Origin of the sequence: Xanthomonas translucens pv. undulosa (assembly GCF_017301775.1) — a bacterium.
GTDB lineage: Bacteria > Pseudomonadota > Gammaproteobacteria > Xanthomonadales > Xanthomonadaceae > Xanthomonas_A > Xanthomonas_A translucens.
This window is the reverse complement of sequence record NZ_CP063993.1, coordinates 4123149-4144320: the sequence shown is the minus strand read 5'-3', so window position 1 is coordinate 4144320 and position 21172 is coordinate 4123149. Positions and strand designations below refer to the sequence as shown.

Genomic DNA, 21172 nt, shown 5'->3' with positions numbered 1-21172 from the left:
TGCGCTGTAGCCACGGCGCACGCACCGCCGAAGCGCGCATGCAAAACGCCGCTTGACAGCGGTGCGCGCAACCGACAGAATTCTCGAACTGTATCGCCCAGGTGGCGGAATTGGTAGACGCACTAGCTTCAGGTGCTAGCGGGGGCAACTTCGTGGAGGTTCGAGTCCTCTCCTGGGCACCAGATACAGCAAGCAGAAAAAAAAACCCGCTTCGGCGGGATTTTTTTTGCCTGGCGTTTGCGGGGAGAAATCGGTCCCGATGTTGTGCAGGCGCGGCCGCCACGGCGGATGCCTGCAAGAACGTGCGCATCGATGCTGCTGCCGCAGCGAGTGGTGATGCAGATTCGCCGCAAGCGCTCCGCGCGGCCATGCGGCGCAAATCACGGCGCAGCGACGCTGCGGCGGTGCGCCACCGGTGCAGCAGAAGGACCGCACAGTGCATGCCCTCGTGCGCGCGTCCCGCGTTCGCTCGCCTAGCGATCCGGCGGCCGGAACGCGCCGATGTCCACGCGCACGCCGTCCACCCACACCGCCACCATGTACGCCCGGTAGCCCGGGTTGTGGCGCTCGGCGGCGCGCGCGGCCAGATACGCATTGGCGGCGTGGACCAGCACGTACAGCGCCGGCTCCAGCTGCGCCACGCGCCTGAGTTTTACTTCGTAGGTGGCCATGCCCCACCCTGTGCTGCAACCGTGCAGCGATCGCTGGCCACCGCTGCGGCCGCCTGGCGCAACGCCACTACGCTGCATTGCGCCGTCGCGGCGACGGCGATGAAAACTCGGCCAAACACCATGCACTCCTCGATCGTCCTTGTCCGGCGTGCGTGCCCTCACGTGTCGGCGTGGCCCGCACCGCCAAAGTATCGGATCCCAGAACATCTAGAGTCAAGCGTTGCTGTACGACAAGGTTACGGATGCTCCATATCTTTGTAGGCCCCGTCTCTGCAAGGTCCACCGCGATGAAAAGCTTCGGCGACCGATTGCGCGAGGCCAGGAAAGCCGCCGGGCTCACCCAGGAACAATTGGGTTTCGCGCTGGGAGTGACCAAGTCGTCGGTATCGGCATGGGAGAACGATCGCGAAACCCCCAGCTTCCGCCTGCTGCCCAACCTGCGCGGCACGCTCAAGCGCTCGCTGGACGAGCTGATCTGCGGCCAGGGCAGCGCACGCCTGCAGGACATGCCGGCCGATTACGCACTGCAGGCGCACGACCCCCACGAACAGGCGCTGCTGACCCGTTACCGCAACCTGCCGGCACGGCGCCGCGAAGCGGTGCTGGAACTGCTCAAGCCGGACAAGGGCTGAGCGCGCCGCATCCGCCAGCAAGGCCCCCCTGTAGGAGCGGCTTCAGCCGCGACAGGTACCTTCGTTAAATGGCTGTCGCGGCTGAAGCCGCTTCTACAGATGCTTCAGTGGCACGGCAATCAATGCGGTAGCGCGTTTCAACCGCCTACGCCGATCTCGCGCAGCGCGTCGCCCCAGATCCGGTAGCCGTCCTCGCTGGGATGGGTGCTGTCGGGCATCAGCGCCTGCGGCAGGCCGCCGTCGGGCTGCAGGAAGCGCGCGCCGATGTCCAGCCAGCGCACCGCAGGATCGTGGCCGAAGCGCGCGGCCAGCAGGCGGTTGGTCTGCGCGATCGGCGCGCGCAGCGGTGCGTCGGCGGCGAAGCCGCGCGGCAGGATGCCCATCAGCACGATCCTGCTGCGCGGCAGCCGCTGGCGCACCTCGGCCACCACCGCGGCCACGCCGTCGGCGGCTTCCTGCGGTGTGCTCGCGCGGGCGTGCTCGGTGCCGGTGAGGTTGTTGGTGCCGATGTTGATCACCACCCAGCGCGGCGCCAATCCATCCACTTCGCCCTGGCGCAGCCGCCACAGCAGGTTCTGGGTGCGGTCCCAGCCGAACCCCAGGTTCAGCACCTTGCGCGCGCCGAAGGTGCGCTGCCAGGCCTGCGCACCGCCGACCCGGGTGGCCTGCGGCGGCCCGCCCCAGAAATGGGTGATCGAGTCGCCGAGCATCACCACCTCCGGCTGCACGCGGCGCGCCGCGTCCAGCACCGCGTGGTGACGCGCGTACCAGTCGTAGGCATCCTGCTCCAGCCACGGCACCGGAATCAGCGCGGGATTGACCGCGGTCATCGCCGCCAGCGGTACCCGCGGCGGCTCGCCGAGCAGGCGCGCCAGGGTCGGCTCGATCGCCTCGGCCATGCGCCGCTGGCCGCGCGTGTCCGGATGCAGCGCGTGGCCGGGCGGCTGCAGCCGCGGATCGTAGAACAGGCGCTGGTCGAGCGCGCCGTCCTTGCGGAACGCCGCGCCGATGTCGAGATAGGCGACGCGCGGATTGTCGCCGTAGCGCACCGCCAGGGCGCGATTGACCTCGGCGTCGCGCGCGTTCTTCTGCGCCAAGCCTGCGCTGGGCAGCAGCCCGAGCAGCAGGATGCGCGTGGTCGGCAGGCGTTGTTCCAGAGTCGCCACCACCGCGTCGATGCCGAGCACGGTGTCGGCGGCGCTGTGCTGCTCGTGCCCGGTGTTGTTGGTGCCGATCAGCAGCACCGCCACCTTGGGCTGCAGGCCGTCCACCTCGCCGTGCTGCAGCCGCCACAGCACGTGCTCGGTGGCATCGCCGCTGAACCCCAGGTTGAGCGCGCCGCGGCTGCCGTAGAAGGTCTGCCAGGTCGGCTGGAAATCCTGGTCCGGCGCGTTCGCCTTGTCGTAGTTGTGGGTGATCGAGTCGCCGATCAGCAGCAGCGGCGTGTCCGGATGCGCGCGCGTCTGCTCCAGCACCTGCTGGTGGCGCTGCGCCCACCAGGCTTCGTGCAGGCGGTCGGTCGGGGTGGTTGCGGCCACGCCCGCATCGGCCTGCGCCGCGGCGCTGCCGAGGGCGCCCAGGCACAGCAGCAGCAGCGCCGCACGCGGCCAGGTGCGTGCAGCAGCGCGGCGCGGCCGCGAGCGGTCCGAGCGAGCGCACAAGGCGCGCAGAAAACGCTGCATGTCCGAACCTGCCGAGGGCTGCGAGGAAGCCGCATTCTGGTCCGCCGCGCGCTGCGGCGGCAAGCGTGGCGCACAAACGAACCCCCGCAGCAGGCGGGGTTTCGTCGTAGCCGGCAGCCCGGACTTAGTGACCGCCGGCGGCCGCCGCGCCGCCACCGCCCGCGAACGGCGGCCTGGCCAGCCACAGGAAGAAGATGATCGCCAGGAAGGTCCAGCCCAGCAAATAGAAGATGTCGTTGAAACCCATCTGCGAGGCCTGGTGGTTGATGGTGTTGTTGAGGAAGGCCGCCCCGGTCTGCAGGTCGCCCCGCCCCATCGCCTGCACCTGCTCCTGCATGCCCGGCGTATAGGCCGAGATATGCTCGGTGAGGTGCGCGTGGTGCATCTGCGTGCGCTTGGCCCACAGGTAGGTGGTCAGCGAGGCGGCGAAGCTGCCGCCCAGCGTGCGCAAGAACGTGGCCAGGCCGGAACCGGCCGCGATCTCGCGCCCGTCCAGGTCCGACAGCAGGATCTGCAGCACCGGCATGAAGAACAGCGCCACGCCCACGCCCATCAGCAACTGCACCCCGGCCACGTGGGCGAAATCGACCCGCACGCTGAAGTCCGAGCGCATGAAGCTGGTCACCGCCATGAAGATGAAGGCGATGCTGGCGAGCATGCGCAGGTCGAAGCGCGAGGCGTACTTGCCGACGAACGGGGTCATCAGCACCGGCAGGATGCCGATCGGCGCGGTGGCCAGGCCGGCCCAGATCGCGGTATAGCCCATGTCGCGCTGCAGCCACTGCGGGATCAGCAGCGACACGCTGAAGAACGCGGCGTAAGCCACGATCAGCGCCAGCGTGCCGGCGCGGAAGTTGCGGTGGCGGAACAGGCGCAGGTTGACGATCGGATCCTTGTCGGTCAGTTCCCAGATCAGGAACACCGCCAGCGCCACCGCCGAGATCGCGGCCAGCACCACGATCTTGTTCGAACTGAACCAGTCCTCGTCGTTGCCCAGGTCCAGCACCAGTTGCAGGCAGCCGACGCCGATGATCAGGGTGATCAGGCCGACGTAGTCCATGCGCGGGCGCTCGGTCGGTTCCGGACGGCCGCGCAGCTGCGAGCCGACCACGATCGCGGCGATGATGCCCAGCGGCACGTTGATCAGGAAGATCCACTCCCAGCTGTAGTTGTCGGTGATCCAGCCGCCCAGGATCGGGCCGGCGATCGGCGCGACCACGGTGATCATCGACAGCAGCGCCAGGGCCTGGCCGCGTTTCTCGCGCGGGTAGATCGACACCAGCAGGCTCTGCGTGATCGGGTACATCGGCCCGCACACGAAGCCCTGGACCGCGCGCGACACCACCAGCATGCCCATGCTCTGCGCCAGGCCGCACAGCAGCGAGGCGATGGTGAAGGCCAGCGTGGCCCACACGAACAGCTTGGTCTCGCCGAAGCGCCGGCTCAGGAAGCCGGTCAGCGGCAGCGCGATCGCGTTGCTGACCGCGAACGAGGTGATGACCCAGGTCGCCTGCTGCGAACTGGCGCCGAGGTTGCCGGCGATGGTCGGCAGCGAGACGTTGGCGATGGTGGTGTCGAGCACCTGCATGAACGAGGCCATCGCCAGGCCCACCGTGCACAACGCCACGCTGGGCGGGCGGAAGCCCATCGCCGCGTCCGGGGCTCCGGGCGCGGCAGGAGTGGCAGCTTGGTTGGACATGGCCGGACTCAGTTCGCCTTGGCGGCGTCGGGCAGGTTGGCGTGGATGATCTGCGCGATGGTCGCGTCGGCCTGGCCCAGCTGCTGCGCATAGACGTCGGTGTCCAGCAGCGTGCCGGTGGCGAACTTGCTCGGCAGCACGCCGCCGCCCTGCTGGTGCAGGTTCACGTCCACCTTCATCGACAGGCCGATGCGCAGCGGGTTCTGCGCCAGTTGCTTGGCATCGATGGCGATGCGCACCGGCACGCGCTGCACAATCTTGATCCAGTTGCCGCTGGCGTTCTGCGCCGGCAGCAGCGAGAACGCGCTGCCGGTGCCCAGGCCCAGGCTCTGCACCGTGCCCTGATAGCGCACCGCGCCGCCGTACAGGTCCGACTGCAGTTCCACCGGCTGGCCCAGGCGCATGTGCTTGAGCTGGGTTTCCTTGAAGTTGGCTTCCACCCACACCTGCTCCAGCGGCACCACCGCCATCAGCGCTGTGCCGGGCTGCACGCGCTGGCCGACCTGCACCGAGCGCCGCGCCACGTAGCCGGAGACCGGCGCGACGATCGCGCTGCGGGCATTGTTGAGGAACGCCTGGCGCAGCTGCGCGGCGGCGGCCTGCACGTCGGGCTGGTGGGCCACGCCGTTGTCGTCGATCAGCGCGCGGTTGCGCTCCACTGTCTCGCGCGAACCGCTGACCGCGGCCTCGGCGGCGGCCAGCTGGTCGCGCGCATGCGCCAGTTCCTCGGCGGAGATCGCGCCGGTGGCGACCAGGCTGCTGCGCCGGGCGACGTCGGCACGCGCGCGCTGCAGGGTCACCTGCTGCGCCGACAGTTCGGCCTGCGCGCCTTCCACGCTGCGGAACAGGCCGCGCACCTGGCGCACGGTGCGCGCCAGATTGGCCTCGGCCTGCTGCAGCGCGACCTGGGTGTCGGCCGGGTCGAGCTTGATCAGCAACTGGCCGCGCTGCACGCGCATGCCGTCGTCGGCACCGATGCTGACCACGGTGCCGGTCACCATCGGCGTGATCTGCACCAGGTTGCCCTGCACGTAGGCATCGTCGGTGTCTTCGTGCCAGCGGCCGGAGACGAAGTACCAGATCGCCAGCGCGATCAGCACCAGCACCACCAGCACGGCCAGGCCGCGCAGCAGCATGCCGCGGCGGCTGGTGGCGGGAGCGGAGGAATCGGGAGTCGTTGTCTGATTCATTGCAGCGGTCTCAGGAATGCGTGGAAGCGGAAGAGGTCGACGTTGCGTCGGCGGCGGGGGTGGCGTCGTAGCCGCCGCCCAGCGCCTGGTTCAGGCGCACCGAGACCAGGATCTGGTTGGCCTGCAGCGAGGCCAGGCGCTGCTGCGCCTCGAGCAACGGTTGCTGCACGCTCAGCACGTCCAGGTAGTTGCCGATACCGGCGCGGTAGCGCTGCTGCGCCAGGTCGAAGGCGGCCTGCGCGGTGCTCACCGCCTGCGCCTGCTGCCGCGCCTGCTGCGCCAGCGAACGCGCGGCGCTGACCTGGTCGGCGACCTCGCGCAGCGCCGCCACCAGCGCCTGGTTGTAGCTGGCCACCGCCAGGTCGTAGTGCGCGTCGCGCTCGGCCAGCTGGCTGCGCAGGCGGCCGCTGTCGAACAGCGGCAGGCTCACGCTCGGCGCAAACAGGCCGAGCAGCGCATCGCCCTTGAACAGGTCGGCGGGATTGGCCGCGGCCACGCCGCCCAGCGCGAGCAGGTTGATGCTCGGATAGAACTGCGCCTTGGCCGCGCCGATACGTTGCGAGGCGGCCTCGACCCGCCAGCGCGCGGCGACCACGTCGGGGCGGCGCCCGAGCAGGTCGCTGGGCAGCACCGACGGCAGTTGCACCGCCACCGGGTCCAACGGCCGCGGCCGCTCGATCTGCAGGCCGCGATCCGGGCCGCGGCCGAGCAAGGCCGCCAGCGCGGTGCGCGCCTCGTCGATCTGCTGCTGCGCGGCCTGCTGCTGCTGGCGTGCCGCCGGCACCCGCGCCTCGGCCTGGCGCAGTTGCAGGTTGCTGTCGATGCCGGCGTCGCGGCGCTGCCGCACCAGCTTCAGGCTGTTGTCCGAGCGCGCCAGTTCTTCGCCGGCCAGGTCGTACAGGCGCCAGGCGTAGCCGAGCTGCGCATAGGCGCGGGCCACGCCGGCCGACAGGTCCAGGCGCGCGGCCTGCGCATCGACCTGCGCCGCATGCGCCTGGTCCACCGCCGCTTCCCAGGCAGCGCGCTTGCCGCCCCACAGGTCGAAGCCGTAGCTGAAATCCAGCACTGCCTGCTCGGCATGGATGTACTTGCCGCCGATCTCGTCGCCGGCCAGCCCCTTGGGCAACTGCAGCCCGGTATAGCCGGCCGACAGCGACAGCTTGGCGCCGCGGTCGGCATTGGCCGCGCCGGCCTGGGCCTGGGCCAGGCGCAGCCGCGCGTCGGCCAAGTCCAGGTTCGGCGTGCCCTGCAGCGCCTCGGCGATCAGCGCATCCAGTTGCGGGTCGCCCAGCGCCTTCCACCAGTCCTGCTGCGGCCAGGCGGCCGGCGCCAGCTGGCCGGCGGCCAGGGTCTTGCCGGCCTGCAGTTGCCGGTCGGCGTCGAGCCGGCGGCCCTGCGGTCCCAGGCCACGGCTGCTGGCGCAGGCGGCCAGCGCCAGGGTGAGGGCCGCGGCCGCGAACGGGCGCAGGCGATGGGACGAAGCGGAGAGGTTCATAAGCGGAGTCATGGCGAATTGAGGGAGTCGCGGACGCGGGTCAGCAACGACGTGAGGTGCTCGCGCTCGTCGGCGGAGAGATCGCGCAAGGCGCTGGCGATGGCGTCGTCGCCGCGTCGCTTGAGCTGCTGCCACAGCGCGCGGCCTTCGTCGGTCAGCACGATCTGCAGCGCGCGGCGGTCCTGCGCATGCACTTCACGGCGCACCCAGCCCAGGTCCTGGAGCTTGTCCAGCAGGCGGGTGACCGCGCTGGGGTTCTGGTCGATGGCCTGGGCCAGTTCGTTGGCGGTGCATGGCGACATGTACGCCAGCGCCTTCATGCCGATGTAGTGGCTGAAGCCCAGGCCGAGCTCGAGTTCGGCCATGGAATCGTCCAGGCGGCGCATCAGCCCGTCGCGGACCTGCCGCAGCAGCAGGCCGAACGACGGCGGACCGGGATGGGAGGGAGCGCAGTTCATGGACGCCAATTATTTTCATTTGGAAATATATGTCAAGAAAATATCGCGAAAATAAGTAAATGCTGTGTTGCAGTCGCGCAACGCTGGCGTCGCCCCTCTCCCTGAACGCGGACCACGGCGGATCTGCGCGGTGCTGCTGGACGCACTGCGCCAGGCGCCGCTCGATCGCCTGCCCCTGCCGAACCGCAGCGACCGGCGCCTGCTGCGGATCACCACGCAATTGCTCGCCCCTGCCGATGGCCGCTGCCTGTCGCAGTGGGCAAAGTGGGCCGGACTGTCCTCGAGCAACCTGAGCCGGCATTTGCGCGAGGAGACCGGGTTCAGCTTCGCCGGCTGCCAATAGCAGGCACGGCTGGCCGAGACGCTGCGCCAGCTGAATGACGGCGCCAGCGCCGCCGATGCCACACTCCACCTCGGCTATACGCCTTCGTCACCGACTTGCGCAGCCATTGCGGCCATCCTCCGGCACGCGATCCGGCCGCTGCCGGCGGTGCCGGCGCGACGCGCAGCTTGGCATCGCCGGCCGCATCCGGATAATCGACCGGCTGACCTGCGGCGCCCGCCGCCGCGTTCCCCTACAGGTATTCCCCGCGCATGACCGATCTCGCCCGCCCCGCCTTCCATGGTTTCGAACAGCTGCCGCTGCGCGAATACGCCGAACGCGCCTACCTCGACTACTCCATGTACGTGGTGCTGGACCGCGCCCTGCCGTTCCTCGGCGACGGCCTGAAACCGGTACAGCGGCGCATCATCTACGCCATGAGCGAGCTGGGCCTGAATGCCGGGGCCAAGCCGAAGAAGTCCGCGCGTACCGTCGGCGACGTGATCGGCAAGTACCACCCGCATGGCGACAGCGCCTGCTACGAGGCGCTGGTGCTGATGGCGCAGCCGTTCTCCTACCGCTACCCGCTGATCGAAGGCCAGGGCAACTTCGGCTCCACCGACGACCCGAAGTCGTTCGCGGCGATGCGCTACACCGAATCCAAGCTGACCCCGATCGCCGAGGTGCTGCTCGGCGAACTCGGCCAGGGCACGGTGGACTGGTCGCCGAACTTCGACGGCACCATGGACGAGCCGACCTGGATGCCGGCGCGGCTGCCGCACCTGCTGCTCAACGGCACCACCGGCATCGCCGTGGGCATGGCCACCGACGTGCCGCCGCACAACCTCAACGAGATCGTCAGCGCGCTGATCCGCCTGCTCGACGATCCCGACGCCAGCGTCGACGACCTGTGCGAACACGTGCGCGGCCCGGACTACCCGACCAGCGCCGAGATCATCACTCCCGCCGCCGACCTGCGCGCGATCTACGAAACCGGCCACGGCAGCGTGCGCGCGCGCGCCACGTTCCAGAAGGAACACGCCAACATCGTGATCACCGCGCTGCCCTACCAGGTGTCGCCGTCGAAGGTGATCGAGCAGATCGCGCAGCAGATGCGCGCCAAGAAGCTGCCGTGGCTGGAAGACATCCGCGACGAATCCGACCACGCCAATCCGGTGCGGGTGGTGCTGGTGCCGCGCTCCAACCGGGTCGACGCCGAGCAACTGATGGGCCACCTGTTCGTGACCACCGACCTGGAGCGCAGCTACCGGGTCAACCTCAACGTGATCGGCCTGGACGGCCGCCCGCAGGTCAAGAACCTCAAGACCCTGCTGGAAGAATGGCTGCGCTTCCGCAGCGACACCGTGGTGCGCCGGCTCAACCATCGGCTGGAGAAGGTCGAGCGCCGCCTGCACCTGTTGGAAGGCCTGCTGGTCGCGTTCCTCAACCTGGACGAAGTGATCCGCATCATCCGCAGCGAGGACGAGCCGAAGCCGGCGCTGATCGCGCGCTTCGCGCTCAGCGAGGAACAGGCCGACTACATCCTGGAAACCCGCCTGCGCCAGCTGGCGCGTCTGGAAGAAATGAAGATCCGCGGCGAGCAGGACGCGCTGGCCAAGGAGCGCGACCAGCTGCAGGCGGTACTGGCCAGCAAGACCAGGCTGAAGAAGATGATCAAAGACGAGCTCGTCGCCGACGCCAAGAAATTCGGCGACGCGCGGCGCTCGCCGCTGGTGCAGCGTGGCGCGGCGCAGGCGATCGACGAGACCGAACTGGTGCCGAGCGAGCCGATGACCATCGTGATGTCGGAGAAGGGCTGGATCCGCGCGGCCAAGGGCCACGACGTGGACCCGGCCGGCCTGTCCTACCGCGACGGCGACAGCTTATTGGCCGCGGTGCGCGGGCGCAGCACGCAGCAGGTGGCGTTCCTGGATTCGGAAGGCCGCGCCTACTCCACCCTGGCGCATTCGCTGCCCTCGGCGCGCGGCAACGGCGAGCCGCTGACCGGGCGTTTCTCTCCCGCATCCGGCGCCTCATTTCAGGCCATGGCCAGCGGCGAGAACGACAGCCGGCTGGTGCTGGCGTCCTCGCACGGCTACGGCTTCGTCACCCGCTTCGAGAACCTGACCAGCCGCAACAAGGCCGGCAAGGCGATGCTCAACCTGACCCCGAACGCCAAGGTGCTGCCGCCGGCCTCGGTCGGCAACGCACAGACCGACCGCATCGTCGCGGTGACCAGCGCCGGCCACCTGCTGGCGTTCCCGATCGCCGACCTGCCCGAGCTGGACAAGGGCAAGGGCAACAAGATCATCGACATCCCCAAGGCCAAGCTCGGCACCGAGCGGGTGGTGGCGATCGCCGCGGTCGCGCCGGGCAACACGCTGCTGGTGAAGAGCGGGCAGCGCACCATGTCGCTGTCGTTCAAGGACCTGGACGCCTACCTCGGCGTGCGCGCCAGCCGCGGCGGATTGCTGCCGCGCGGGTGGCAGAAGGTGGATGATCTGGCGGTGGAGTGAGGTGGGGCCGGGACTCGGGACTCGCAACAGCGAACAGCAAATCGGCCCTTTCGGGCCGATTTTTTTTGCCTCGCCATACATCGGCAATCAGCGGGAGGCTCTCCCGAGTCCCGAGTCCCGAGTCCCGAGTCCCGAGTCCCGAGTCCCGTTACTCCCCCACCACACTCCCACCAATCTTCGAAGTCTGATACAGCGCCATGCCCAGCCGCTTGATCAGGCCCAGTTGCTGTTCCAGCCACCAGGCGTGGTCTTCTTCGGTGTCCTGCAGCTGCTTGAGCAGGATGTCGCGGCTGACGTAGTCGCCGTGCTGCTCGCACAGCTTCATGCCGGCGGCCAGATTCGCGCGCACTTCGTATTCGACCTTCAGGTCTTTTTCCAGCATCTCTTCGACCGTGCGTCCGGGTTCGAACGCATGCGGGCGCATGTCCGGGTCGCCTTCCAGGAACAGGATGCGCCGCAGCAGCGCGTCGGCATGCTCGGTCTCTTCTTCCATCTCGTGGTTGATCCGCGTGTACAGCGCCTGCAGGCCCTGATCCTCGTAGCGCCGCGAGTGGATGAAATACTGGTCGCGTGCGGCGAGTTCGCCGCGCAGCAACGCGATCAGGCATTGCACAACTTCAGGATGTCCCTTCATGGGGCAGGCTCCGTCTCGACTGAGGCCACCATAGTGCACGAGCCGCGCGACCCACGTTCCAATCGGAATCATTAGCATCCCGATTGCAGCGGCGCAGCGGCGCGGGCGAAGCTGACCACGCCCCAACCGCACGCGAGCACCAGCCGGATGTACGCAAGAACGACACGCAGTCGCGTCTAGAATCCACGATTGGCCGGCGGAGATGCTTGGATGCAACGCAAGTGGAAACGAAGGATGCTGTGGCTGGCGGCGCTGGCGATCGGCCTGCTGCTGGCGATGTGGCTGCTGCTGCGCGGCAGTCTGGCCACGCTCGACGGCCAAGTCGATCTGGACGGGTTGGCGGCGCCGGTGCGGATCCAGCGCGACGCGCTGGGCACGGTCACCATCGACGCCGGCAACGAGGCCGATGCGATGCGCGCGCTCGGCTACGTGCATGCGCAGGAACGCTACTTCCAGATGGACCTGATGCGCCGCGCCGCGGCCGGCGAACTGTCGGAGCTGGTCGGCAACGCCACGCTCGGGGTGGACAAGCAGCGGCGCATGCACCGCCTGCGCGCGCACGCCGCCGCGCAACTGGCGAGCTTCGGCGGCAGCCATGCCGCGGCGCTGCAGGCCTACAGCGCTGGCGTCAATCGCGGCCTGCATGCGCTGCGGGTGCGGCCGTGGCCCTACCTGCTACTGGTCAAGGCGCCGCGCAACTGGCAACCGGTGGACTCGGTGCTGGCCGGCGACGCGATGTATTTCGACCTGCAAGGCCGCCAGCTCGGCCGCGAACTGTCGCTGTACCGGCTGCAGCAGCACCTGCCGGCGCCGCTGTTCGCGCTGCTGCGTCACGACGGCAGCAGTTGGGACGCGGCGCTGGACGCCCCGGCGCGCGGCGACGCCACGCTGCCCGACGCCAGCCAGGTCGACCTGCGCACGCTGCCCGATGCCGCCGCCGACGGCAGTAGCGCCGACCACGCCGCCCCCGGCAGCAACAACTGGGCCATCGCCGGCAGCCGCAGTGCCGACGGCCGCGCCATCGTCGCCAACGACATGCACCTGCAGCTGGGCGCGCCCAGCCTGTGGTTCCGGGTGCGGCTGCGCTACGCCGACGCGCAAGCGCCTGGCGGCCGCGTGGACATCACCGGCTTTTCCTTGCCGGGTCTGCCGGCGGTGATCGTCGGCAGCAACGGCCACGTCGCCTGGGGCTTCACCAACAGCTACGCCGACAGCAGCGACTGGTACCGTTTGACGCCGTGCGCGGCCACGCCGCGGCCCGGCTGCACCGCGGTCGTCCACCACCGCGAGCCGATCAAGGTGGCCGGCGGAATGGATGTCGCGCTGGACGTGGAAGACACCGTCTACGGCCCAATCCTGCAGCACGAGCCGGACGGCACGGCATTGGCGCAACGCTGGGTGGCGCAGCTGCCCGGCGCGCTGAACCTGGGCCTGGCCGACCTGGCCCGCGCCGATTCCCTCGCCAGCGCCTTCGCCAGCGCGCAGCGCATCGCCATGCCGGCGCAGAACATGCTGCTGGCCGACAGCGCCGGGCACATCGGCTGGCGCGTACTCGGCGCGCTGCCGCTGCGCGGACCCAATTGCCTCAGCGACGCCCTGGTCCACGACGTCAGCGCGGCGGTGCCGGCAGCGCAGCGCTGCGCGCCGTGGCCGGTCTCCACGGCACATTCGCCGCAGCGGATCGATCCTGCCGACGGGCAACTGTGGACCGCCAATGCGCGCGTCGGCGGCGGCGACGAATTGGCAGTGCTCGGCGACGGCGGCTACGCGCTGGGCGCACGCGCGCAGCAGATCCGCGACGACCTGCGCCTGCATCCGCAACTGGACGAACGCCAGTTGCTGGCGATCCAGCTCGACGACCGCGCCTTGTTGCTGCAACGCTGGTGGACGTTGCTGCAGCAACGCGACGGCGGCGCCGCCACGCCGGCGTTGCACGCGCTGGCGCAGGCCAGCAACCACTGGGAAGGCCGCGCCAGCACCGACTCGGTGAGTTACCGGCTGGTGCGCGCCTGGCGCCTGGCGCTGCTGAGCCGGATCCGCGACGGCCTGATCGCGCCGGCCCGCGCCGCGCTCGGAACCGATTACGCCATGCCGCCGTTGCCGCAGCTGGAAGCGGTGGCCTGGCCGATGCTGCAACAGCAGCCGTCGCATCTGCTGCCGCGCCGCTACGCCAGCTGGCAGGCCTTGCTGGAAGACGCCGCCACCGAAGTGCGCGACCAACCCGGCCAGGACGCGCCGTTGCCGCAGCGCCATTGGGGCGAGCAGAACATCGCCGCGGTCTGCCATCCGCTGGCGCGCTCGCTGCCGGGAGTGCTGCGGCGCTGGTTGTGCATGCCGACCGAGGCCTTGCCCGGCGACAACGACATGCCGCGGGTGCAGCGTCCGGACTTCGGCGCCTCCGAGCGCATGGTGGTCGCGCCCGGCCACGAGGCCGACGGCATCGCGCACATGCCCGGCGGCCAGAGCGAGCATCCGCTGTCGCCGTTCTGGGGGGCCGGCCACGACGACTGGGTGCAAGGCCGGGCCTCGCCGTTCCTGCCCGGCCCGGCCCGCTACACGCTGAGCCTACGGCCACCTGCGCGACAATGAGCGATTGCCGCGCCACCCGCGCACGGCACTGCACGCCTTGTCGCGCCAGCGTCGCGCGGCGCCTGCGGCCGATCGCCGCGCCCTTCCCTCCCCCAAGCGGAGCCTGTCCCCCAATGAACTCCCGTCCCCTGCTCGCCCTGCTGTTACCGCTCGCCGCCTGCCTGTCGAGCGGCTGCGCCACGGCCGCCGCCCCCGCCTCTGCCGCTACCGACTGCAGCGTGCGCGCCGAGCCGGGCGACGACCTGCAGGCCGCGGTGGACCGCGTGCCCAACGACGGCAAACCGGCCACGGTATGCCTGACCGCCGGCGATTTCCACGTGACCAAGTTGCTGTCGATCCAGCGCGACGGCCTGCGCCTGCGCGGCCAGGGCGATGCCACCGTGCTGCGCATGCAGGACGGCGTGCAGCAGCCGGTGATCGTGGTCGGCGACTACCAGAACGAACGCCCGCAGCGGCCGATCCGCGATGTCGTGGTCGAGCAGTTGCAGATCGTCGGCGGCAGTGCCGACAAGGAGTTCATGCCCGAGCGCCCCTACCTGAGCAACAGTCTGGTGGTGGTGCGCGCCGGCCAGAACATCCGCCTGTCCGGGCTGCGCGTGAGCAAGTGCCGCAGCGCCTGCCTGCTCAGCGAGTACGACAGCCGCGACCTGCTGATCGAGCGCAACGACGTCTCCGGCGCGATCTGGGACGGCGTGTCGTTCAACCGCACGTCCAAGATCAAGTTGATCGGCAACTACATCCACGACAACGTCGCCGCCGGCATCACCACCGAGCACCTGGAAGACAGCGAGATCCGCAACAACCGCCTGGAACGCAACGGCAGCCAGGGCGTGTACATGGCCGATGCGCGGCGCAACCTGTTCGTCGGCAACCAGTTCACCGGCAACAAGGGCGCCGGCATCTACCTGGCCTGCTCGATCCGCCAGCGCACCCCGGAGATCCTGTGCTGGGACAACAGCATGAGCCAGGACAACACCTTCGAGAACAACACCTTCCAGGGCAACCCCTACACCTACACGATCGGCGTGGACCGCGCCGCCAACTGCAGCGGTCCGGACTTCCGCCAGAACGTGTGGCGCAAGAACAACCAGGCCGACGCCTCCGGCGTGGACATCCAGCCGGAGCGTTACGGGCGCTGCATGCGTTTCGAATAGCTGCCGGGATTCGGGACACGGGACCGGAAGAACGGAAGTCGGTAGAGCTTCAGATCGCGTTATCGGGCTTTTCCGGGTCCCCGGTCCCGCCCCCGCCGGCCCATTGCCGGCGGGAGGCGCCGGCTCACGAAGCCAAAGCTTGCTCGTGCACCCCGGCCACCGCGCGGCCGGACGGGTCGGCGGCGTTGGCGAAGCTCGCATCCCAGGCGATCGCCGCCGGCGAGGAACAGGCGATCGACTTGCCGCCGGGCACGGTCTCGGCCGCGGCCGGCGTGGGGAACGCGCGCTCGAACAGCGTGCGGTAGTAATAGGCTTCCTTGGTCAGCGGCGGATTGACCGGGAAACGCTTGTTGGACGCGGCCAGTTCGCGGTCGCTGACCTGCGTCTGGGCATGCGCCTTCAACCCATCGATCCAGCCGTAGCCGACGCCGTCGCTGAACTGCTCCTTCTGCCGCCACAGGATCGAATCGGGCAGATAGCCTTCGAACGCCTCGCGCAGCACGCCTTTTTCCATGCGCATCGCGCCACTGCTGGTCTTGTCGATCATCTTGTACTGCGCGTCCATGCGCATCGCCACGTCCAGGAATTCCACGTCCAGGAACGGCACCCGCGGCTCCACGCCCCAGGCCATCATCGACTTGTTGGCGCGCAGGCAATCGTAGTTGTGCAGCGCGTCGAGCTTGCGGATCAGCTCCTCGTGGAACTCGCGCGCGTTAGGCGCCTTGTGAAAATACAGATAGCCGCCGAAGATCTCGTCGCTGCCCTCGCCGGACAGCACCATCTTCACCCCCATCGCCTTGATCCGCCGCGCCAGCAGGAACATCGGCGTGGAGGCGCGGATGGTGGTGACGTCGTAGGTCTCGATATGCCGGATCACCTCCGGCAGCGCGTCCAGGCCTTCCTCGAAGGTGTACTCGAAGCCGTGGTGCACGGTGCCCAGCGACTGCGCGGCGATCGCCGCGGCGGCCAGGTCGGGCGACCCCTTCAGGCCGATCGCGAACGAATGCAGGCGCGGCCACCAGGCCTCGGCCTCGTCGTTGTCCTCGATGCGCTTGCGCGCGAAACGCGCCGCCACCGCTGCGACCAGCGACGAATCCAGGCCACCGGACAGCAGCACGCCGTACGGCACGTCGGTCATCAGCTGACGGTGCACGGCGCGCTCGAAGGCTTCGCGCAGTTCCTGCTTGCTCACCTGCACGCCCTGCACCGCGGCGTAGTCGCGCCACGGCTTGCGGTAGTACTGCCGCAGTTCGCCGCTGGCGCTGTCGTAGTAATGGCCGGGCGGGAACTGGGTAACGTCGGCGCAGCTGTCGGCCAGCGACTTCATTTCCGAGGCCACGCGCAGCCGGCCCTGCTGGTCGTGGCCCCAGTACAGCGGGCACACGCCCATCGGATCGCGCGCGATCAGCACGCGCCCGGCCGCCTTGTCCCACAGCGCGAAGGCGAAGATGCCGTTGAGCCGGTTGAGCAGCGCGGCCGGCGGCTGCTCGCGGTACAGCGCGTTGATCACTTCGCAATCCGAGCCGGTCTGGAACGCGTAGGGCTGGGTCAGCTGCTGCTTCAGTTCGCGGTGGTTGTAGATCTCGCCGTTCACCGCAAGCGCCAGTTGCCCGTCTGCGGACAGCAACGGCTGCGAGCCGCCGGCCGGATCGACAATGGCCAGGCGCTCATGCACCAGGATCGCGCCGTCGTCGACATACACGCCGCTCCAGTCCGGACCGCGATGGCGCTGCCGCTGCGAGCAGTCCAGCGCCTGCCGGCGCAGCGCCTGCAGGTCGTCGCCGGGTTGCAGGCCGAAGATGCCGAAGATCGAACACATGGAAAAGCTCCTGGATGGTGTGTGGGGGTAACAGGTCGTTGCGGCGATGGTCTGCAGCGGTTGCCGGCTGGCAGCGCGATGCGGCGAAAAATTTCACACAAAAAATCTCACACATAAAAAAACCCGCATCGGCCGATGCGGGTTTCCTTGAGACTGGGCGTGGTGTTTCGGTAGCGCCTAGTCGCAGACCCGCATCGGCCGCGCACGATTATTCGCCAGCGCATTATTGCGGCCGTTGGCGATGATCGGGCGGAGGGCGGACATGGAGATCATGCGGCGAACGTAACCCGGCCGGCGCAATGGCGCAACTGTTTCAAGGGCAACGATGAACACTCGCCCGGCTGCACAGCGGCGACCGAGGCAGGAGCAGCGCCGACGCGCGGTGCATGCCGTAGCCAATGCAGCGAGCGCATGGGGTTCGCAGCAACTGGCGGCACTGCGCTTGCTACACTAGCGCACGCCATTTTTTGGCAACCGGCAAGGCGCGTGCGCAACGTCGCGCCTGCCTGCCCTATCACGCCGTGGCCAATGACCGTCGCGTCCCATGCCACCGCCGCAATTCCAGAGTAGCCAATAGATGAAAATATGTTTGATCTGGGCCGCGGCGCTGCTGCTGCCCACCACGTCAGCGGCACGCAGCATCGTGTTGACCGACACGCAAGCCAACCAGGCGCAAGGCGACTGGCGCATCGACAGCCAGGCGCTGGGAATCCATGAGCACAACTTCAGCATCGAACAGAGCGTGCTGCACGGCGGCCGCCAGGAAGGCAGCAAGATCATCACCATCCGCAGCGAGGACGGCCTGGTCATCGTGCTGAGCCCGACCCGCGGCATGGGCCTGTTGCACGTCACCGGCAAGGGCATCCGCCTGGGCTGGGACTCCCCGGTGGATGAGGTGGTCAATCCGAATAGCATCACCCTGGAAAGCCGCAACGGCCTGGGCTGGCTGCAAGGCTTCAACGAGATGCTGGTGCGTTGCGGCTATGAATGGACCGGCCATCCGGTCACCGCGCAAGGCATGCTGTATACCCTGCATGGCCGCGCCGGCAATACGCCCGCCTCCAAGGTGATCGTGGACATCGACGAGCACGCGCCATATGCGATCAGCGTGCGCGGGTTGCTCAAGGAGCACAGCTTCAAGAAGTCGAACCTCGAAACCTGGACCGAATTGCGCTACGTCCCGGGCAGCAACGCGTTCACCATCCACGACGTGCTGAGCAACGCCGGCGACTATGCCCAGGACTACCAGATCATCTACCACAGCAACTTCGGGCGGCCGATCCTCGAACAAGGCGCGCGCCTGCTGGCGCCGGCGCGGGAGGTGTCGCCGTTCAACGACTATGCCAAGGCCGGGCTGGGCGCATGGCAACGCTACCAGGGGCCGACCCGCGGCTTCGACGAGCAGGTGTTCAACATCGCCCCCTATGCCGACAGCGCCGGCAAGACCTTGGCCGCCTTGGTGAATCGTGCCGGCGACAAGGGCGTGTCCATCGCCTTCGACACCCACCAGTTGCCGGCGCTGACCTTGTGGAAGAACACCGATACCGAAAAACAGGGCTATGTCACCGGAATCGAACCTGGCACCAGCTATGCCTACCCGGTGACGATCGAACGCGCGCAGGGCCGGGTGAAGCAGTTGCAGCCAGGACAGCATGCAGACTTCGAACTGACCTACACCCTGCTCGCCGATCGGGCGCAGGTGCGCGATGCGGAGCAGCGCGTGACGGCGATCCAGGGCGGCCGTGCCACGACCTTGACGCCGACGCCGATGGCCAAGGAATAAGCGCGGCCAGGCGCAGGCGGGCGGCGCCCCCTGTCGCGGCCGCGAGCGTCCGGCGCGATCGCACCGGTAACCGCGGCCGCCCCAGGCGGCCGCCCCGAAGGTTCACTGCAACAGCTGCTCCAGCAATGCCAGATACAGCCCTGGCAGCGCCTCCAGGTCGGCGACGCGCACGTGCTCGTCCACCTGGTGGATGCTGGCGTTGACCGGGCCGACCTCGATGCACTGCGCGCCGAGCGGCGCGATGAAGCGCGCGTCGGAGGTGCCGCCGCCGGTGCTCTCTTCCGGCGCCGCGCCGGCGAAGTCCCCCAGCACCGCGCGCGCGACGCTGCGCAGGCGCCCTTCCGGGGTGTAGAACGGCTCGCCGCTGCGGTGCCAGCGCAGCGTGTAGTCCAGGCCGTGGCGATCGAGCAGCGCGGCGATCTCCGCTTCCAGCCGCGGCGCGTCCCAGTGCGGGTTGTAGCGCAGGTTGAAGGCCACCTGCAGCTCGCCGGGGATCACGTTGTTGGCGCCGGTACCGGCATGCAGGTTGGAGATCTGCAGGCTGGTCGGCGGGAAACTCTCGTAACCGTCGTCCCAATGCCGTGCGACCAGCTCCGCCAGCGCCGGTGCGGCCAGGTGGATCGGGTTGCGCGCCTTGTGCGGATACGCCACGTGGCCCTGCACGCCCTGCACCACGAGCGCGGCCGACAGGCTGCCGCGGCGGCCGACCCGCAGCAGGTCGCCGAGCCGTTCGGTGGAGGACGGTTCGCCGGTGATGCACCAGTCGATGCGTTGGCCGCGCGCGCGGAAGCTCTCGGCGACCTTGCGCACGCCGTCCAACGCGTCGCCTTCCTCGTCGGAGGTCAGCAGCAGCGCCAGCGTGCCGGGATGGTCCGGATGCGCGGCGGCGAACTGTTCGGCGGCGACCACGAACGCGGCCACCCCGCTCTTCATGTCGGCGGCGCCGCGGCCGTACAGCACCCCGTCGCGGATCTGCGGCACGAACGGATCGCTGGCCCAGGCCTCGCGCGGCCCCGGCGGCACCACATCGGTATGGCCGAGCAGCGCCAGCACCGGCGCGCCGCTGCCATGCGTGGCCCACAGGTTGTCGACGTCGCCGAAGCGCAGCCGTTCGATGGCGAAGCCGGCGCGCGCCAGCCGCTGCGCGATCAGCGCCTGGCAGCCGGCGTCGTCGGGAGTGACCGATGGGCGGGCGATCAATGCGCAGGTGAAGTCAACAACGTCGGTCATGACAGGAAATCACGGTAGGAGCGGCTTCAGCCGCGACAGGAACGCAGGGTGCCAGACATGCCGGCAACTGCGCTATCCGGGTTTCGATGCAATCCCCGGCGATACGGTCGCGGCTGAAGCCGCTTGTGTCTAGAGGTTGCTTTACAGTTTGAGTGGAGAGCGATGTGCGGCACGCCGACAGGCCGCAGTGTTCCAGCACGTGTAGGAGCCAGGGCGGCCGCACATCGACCTCGTTGCCTAGCCCGAACAGTTGAACGAGCGTTCGCTCGAACTTCACAAGCGTGGGCAGCGACGAGGTGGCTCTCTCCTGTCCCTTAGTCTACCTAACGCTTATGCCTCTTTGGATCGGTATCGATGTGGCCAAGGACACCTTGGCCGTCCACGTGCTTCCCCTGGACCAGTTGCTGTCCTTTCCCAATACCGCCCAGGGCCACCAGCGCCTGTGCGACCACCTTGCCGGGCACTGCGTCGGCAACGCGCTGCTGGAGGCCACCGGCGGCTACGAACGGGCGGTGATGACGGCACTGGCCACGGCAGGGATCCCGGTGACCCGGATCAATCCGCGCCGGGCACGCGCTTTCGCCACGGCCTTGGGCACAACCGCCAAGACCGATCCGCTGGATGCGGCCTTGCTGGCGCGCATGGCTCAACTGGTGCAAGCGCCCGCGCCGGTTCCCGATCCCTTGCGTGAGCAACTGCGCATGCTGGTCCAGCGCCGCGAGCAACTGGTCCAGCAACGTGACGACGAGCGCCGTCGGTTGCATCAGGCGACCCTGGCCATGGTGCGCGCGTGCCTGATCGAGCAGATCGGCGACTTGCGCCGCCGTATCCAGCGGATGAACCAGGCGATCAAGCAGGTGCGGTGCCAGCTCGACGATGCGCTGGCGCACGCCCTGGGCACGGTCCCGGGCATCGGCGAGGTCACCACCGCCAGCCTGATGGCCTATCTGCCCGAACTGGGGACGCTGGATCGTCGCCAGATCGCGGCCCTGGTCGGCCTGGCTCCCTACAACGTGGACAGCGGGCAGCACTGCGGCAAACGCCGCATCCGCGGCGGGCGTGCCACGATCCGACGAGTGCTGTACATGGCCTGTTGGAGCGTTGTGCGCACCCAAGCCTCCTTCAAGGAGCGTTATCAACAGTTACGGGCACGCGGCAAGCCCGCCAAGGTCGCCATCACCGCATGCATGCGCGTACTGCTTATCCGACTCAACGCCATGGCACGAGATCGCACACCATGGCGTGAGGTGATCGGATGAGAAGACAGTTGCTCCTACAGGGAGCCAACAGCGGCGCCA

Annotated in this window: 16 protein-coding genes and 1 tRNA gene; 8 read left to right on the top strand and 9 right to left on the bottom strand. The window is 68.8% G+C overall.

The annotated features are described in order from the left end of the window. Positions 1 to 95: 95 nt before the first annotated feature. Positions 96 to 182: transfer RNA gene (locus ISN38_RS17620), tRNA-Leu, on the top strand. A gap of 291 nt (positions 183 to 473) precedes the next feature. Here ISN38_RS17620 and ISN38_RS17615 read toward each other — a convergent pair. Continuing rightward, entirely contained in the window at positions 474 to 671 is a 198-nt protein-coding gene (locus tag ISN38_RS17615; RefSeq protein ID WP_003467215.1) for a hypothetical protein, read from the bottom strand. A gap of 287 nt (positions 672 to 958) precedes the next feature. On the opposite strand from ISN38_RS17615, the gene ISN38_RS17610 reads away from it, so the two are divergent. Then, positions 959 to 1303, top strand: a complete 345-nt coding sequence (locus ISN38_RS17610) for a helix-turn-helix domain-containing protein (RefSeq protein ID WP_003467211.1) — start codon at positions 959 to 961, stop codon at positions 1301 to 1303. Between the two features lie 137 nt (positions 1304 to 1440). Here the strand turns inward: ISN38_RS17610 and ISN38_RS17605 are convergent, their stop codons facing one another. The 5 genes from ISN38_RS17605 to ISN38_RS17585 form a co-directional block, all read right to left on the bottom strand. Then, positions 1441 to 2985 (bottom strand): GDSL-type esterase/lipase family protein, encoded by a 1545-nt coding sequence (locus ISN38_RS17605; RefSeq protein ID WP_047325060.1) that lies wholly within the window; start codon positions 2983 to 2985, stop codon positions 1441 to 1443. A gap of 124 nt (positions 2986 to 3109) precedes the next feature. After that, entirely contained in the window at positions 3110 to 4684 is a 1575-nt protein-coding gene (locus tag ISN38_RS17600) for a DHA2 family efflux MFS transporter permease subunit (protein ID WP_038237100.1), read from the bottom strand. 8 nt (positions 4685 to 4692) lie between these two features. Further along, a complete protein-coding gene (locus ISN38_RS17595) occupies positions 4693 to 5874 on the bottom strand; it encodes an HlyD/EmrA/EmrK family protein (RefSeq protein ID WP_003478542.1) in 1182 nt (393 codons plus the stop codon). 10 nt (positions 5875 to 5884) lie between these two features. Beyond that, the gene (locus ISN38_RS17590) at positions 5885 to 7369 is read right to left on the bottom strand and encodes an efflux transporter outer membrane subunit (protein WP_206711944.1); all 1485 of its coding nucleotides are present in this window, start codon (positions 7367 to 7369) and stop codon (positions 5885 to 5887) included. Positions 7370 to 7377: 8 nt separating this feature from the next. Then, positions 7378 to 7827 (bottom strand): MarR family winged helix-turn-helix transcriptional regulator, encoded by a 450-nt coding sequence (locus ISN38_RS17585; protein WP_003467197.1) that lies wholly within the window; start codon positions 7825 to 7827, stop codon positions 7378 to 7380. 130 nt (positions 7828 to 7957) lie between these two features. Between ISN38_RS17585 and ISN38_RS17580 the strand changes: the two genes are divergently transcribed. Continuing rightward, the gene (locus ISN38_RS17580; RefSeq protein ID WP_003467195.1) at positions 7958 to 8170 is read left to right on the top strand and encodes a helix-turn-helix domain-containing protein; all 213 of its coding nucleotides are present in this window, start codon (positions 7958 to 7960) and stop codon (positions 8168 to 8170) included. A gap of 251 nt (positions 8171 to 8421) precedes the next feature. Next, entirely contained in the window at positions 8422 to 10665 is a 2244-nt protein-coding gene (parC, locus tag ISN38_RS17575; RefSeq protein ID WP_206711943.1) for a DNA topoisomerase IV subunit A, read from the top strand. 148 nt (positions 10666 to 10813) lie between these two features. Here parC and bfr read toward each other — a convergent pair whose 3' ends face one another. After that, positions 10814 to 11299, bottom strand: a complete 486-nt coding sequence (gene bfr, locus ISN38_RS17570) for a bacterioferritin (RefSeq protein WP_206711942.1) — start codon at positions 11297 to 11299, stop codon at positions 10814 to 10816. A 210-nt stretch (positions 11300 to 11509) separates the two neighbouring features. On the opposite strand from bfr, the gene ISN38_RS17565 reads away from it, so the two are divergent. Further along, positions 11510 to 13888, top strand: coding sequence for a penicillin acylase family protein (locus ISN38_RS17565; protein WP_058362950.1), 2379 nt, complete (start codon positions 11510 to 11512; stop codon positions 13886 to 13888). A 113-nt stretch (positions 13889 to 14001) separates the two neighbouring features. After that, the gene (locus ISN38_RS17560; RefSeq protein WP_003467179.1) at positions 14002 to 15042 is read left to right on the top strand and encodes a right-handed parallel beta-helix repeat-containing protein; all 1041 of its coding nucleotides are present in this window, start codon (positions 14002 to 14004) and stop codon (positions 15040 to 15042) included. 124 nt (positions 15043 to 15166) lie between these two features. On the opposite strand, the gene asnB is transcribed toward ISN38_RS17560, so the two are convergent. After that, positions 15167 to 16861, bottom strand: a complete 1695-nt coding sequence (gene asnB / locus ISN38_RS17555) for an asparagine synthase B (protein ID WP_108084847.1) — start codon at positions 16859 to 16861, stop codon at positions 15167 to 15169. 577 nt (positions 16862 to 17438) lie between these two features. On the opposite strand from asnB, the gene ISN38_RS17550 reads away from it, so the two are divergent. Continuing rightward, the gene (locus ISN38_RS17550; protein ID WP_058358811.1) at positions 17439 to 18644 is read left to right on the top strand and encodes an aldose 1-epimerase family protein; all 1206 of its coding nucleotides are present in this window, start codon (positions 17439 to 17441) and stop codon (positions 18642 to 18644) included. A gap of 102 nt (positions 18645 to 18746) precedes the next feature. On the opposite strand, the gene dapE is transcribed toward ISN38_RS17550, so the two are convergent. Beyond that, a complete protein-coding gene (gene dapE / locus ISN38_RS17545) occupies positions 18747 to 19874 on the bottom strand; it encodes a succinyl-diaminopimelate desuccinylase (RefSeq protein ID WP_003467174.1) in 1128 nt (375 codons plus the stop codon). Positions 19875 to 20155: 281 nt separating this feature from the next. On the opposite strand from dapE, the gene ISN38_RS17540 reads away from it, so the two are divergent. Next, a complete protein-coding gene (locus tag ISN38_RS17540; protein ID WP_206711904.1) occupies positions 20156 to 21133 on the top strand; it encodes an IS110 family RNA-guided transposase in 978 nt (325 codons plus the stop codon). The last annotated feature ends 39 nt before the right edge of the window (positions 21134 to 21172 follow it).

Bases quoted from the DNA above. Each gene is read 5' to 3' on its own strand.
- parC (WP_206711943.1), top strand. From the start codon at position 8,422: ATGACCGATCTCGCCCGCCCCGCCTTCCATGGTTTCGAACAGCTGCCG.
- ISN38_RS17605 (WP_047325060.1), bottom strand. From the start codon at position 2,985: ATGCAGCGTTTTCTGCGCGCCTTGTGCGCTCGCTCGGACCGCTCGCGG.
- ISN38_RS17585 (WP_003467197.1), bottom strand. From the start codon at position 7,827: ATGAACTGCGCTCCCTCCCATCCCGGTCCGCCGTCGTTCGGCCTGCTG.
- ISN38_RS17600 (WP_038237100.1), bottom strand. From the start codon at position 4,684: ATGTCCAACCAAGCTGCCACTCCTGCCGCGCCCGGAGCCCCGGACGCG.
- ISN38_RS17610 (WP_003467211.1), top strand. From the start codon at position 959: ATGAAAAGCTTCGGCGACCGATTGCGCGAGGCCAGGAAAGCCGCCGGG.
- dapE (WP_003467174.1), bottom strand. From the start codon at position 19,874: ATGACCGACGTTGTTGACTTCACCTGCGCATTGATCGCCCGCCCATCG.
- ISN38_RS17615 (WP_003467215.1), bottom strand. From the start codon at position 671: ATGGCCACCTACGAAGTAAAACTCAGGCGCGTGGCGCAGCTGGAGCCG.
- ISN38_RS17595 (WP_003478542.1), bottom strand. From the start codon at position 5,874: ATGAATCAGACAACGACTCCCGATTCCTCCGCTCCCGCCACCAGCCGC.
- ISN38_RS17590 (WP_206711944.1), bottom strand. From the start codon at position 7,369: ATGAACCTCTCCGCTTCGTCCCATCGCCTGCGCCCGTTCGCGGCCGCG.
- ISN38_RS17560 (WP_003467179.1), top strand. From the start codon at position 14,002: ATGAACTCCCGTCCCCTGCTCGCCCTGCTGTTACCGCTCGCCGCCTGC.
- asnB (WP_108084847.1), bottom strand. From the start codon at position 16,861: ATGTGTTCGATCTTCGGCATCTTCGGCCTGCAACCCGGCGACGACCTG.
- ISN38_RS17550 (WP_058358811.1), top strand. From the start codon at position 17,439: ATGAAAATATGTTTGATCTGGGCCGCGGCGCTGCTGCTGCCCACCACG.
- ISN38_RS17565 (WP_058362950.1), top strand. From the start codon at position 11,510: ATGCAACGCAAGTGGAAACGAAGGATGCTGTGGCTGGCGGCGCTGGCG.
- bfr (WP_206711942.1), bottom strand. From the start codon at position 11,299: ATGAAGGGACATCCTGAAGTTGTGCAATGCCTGATCGCGTTGCTGCGC.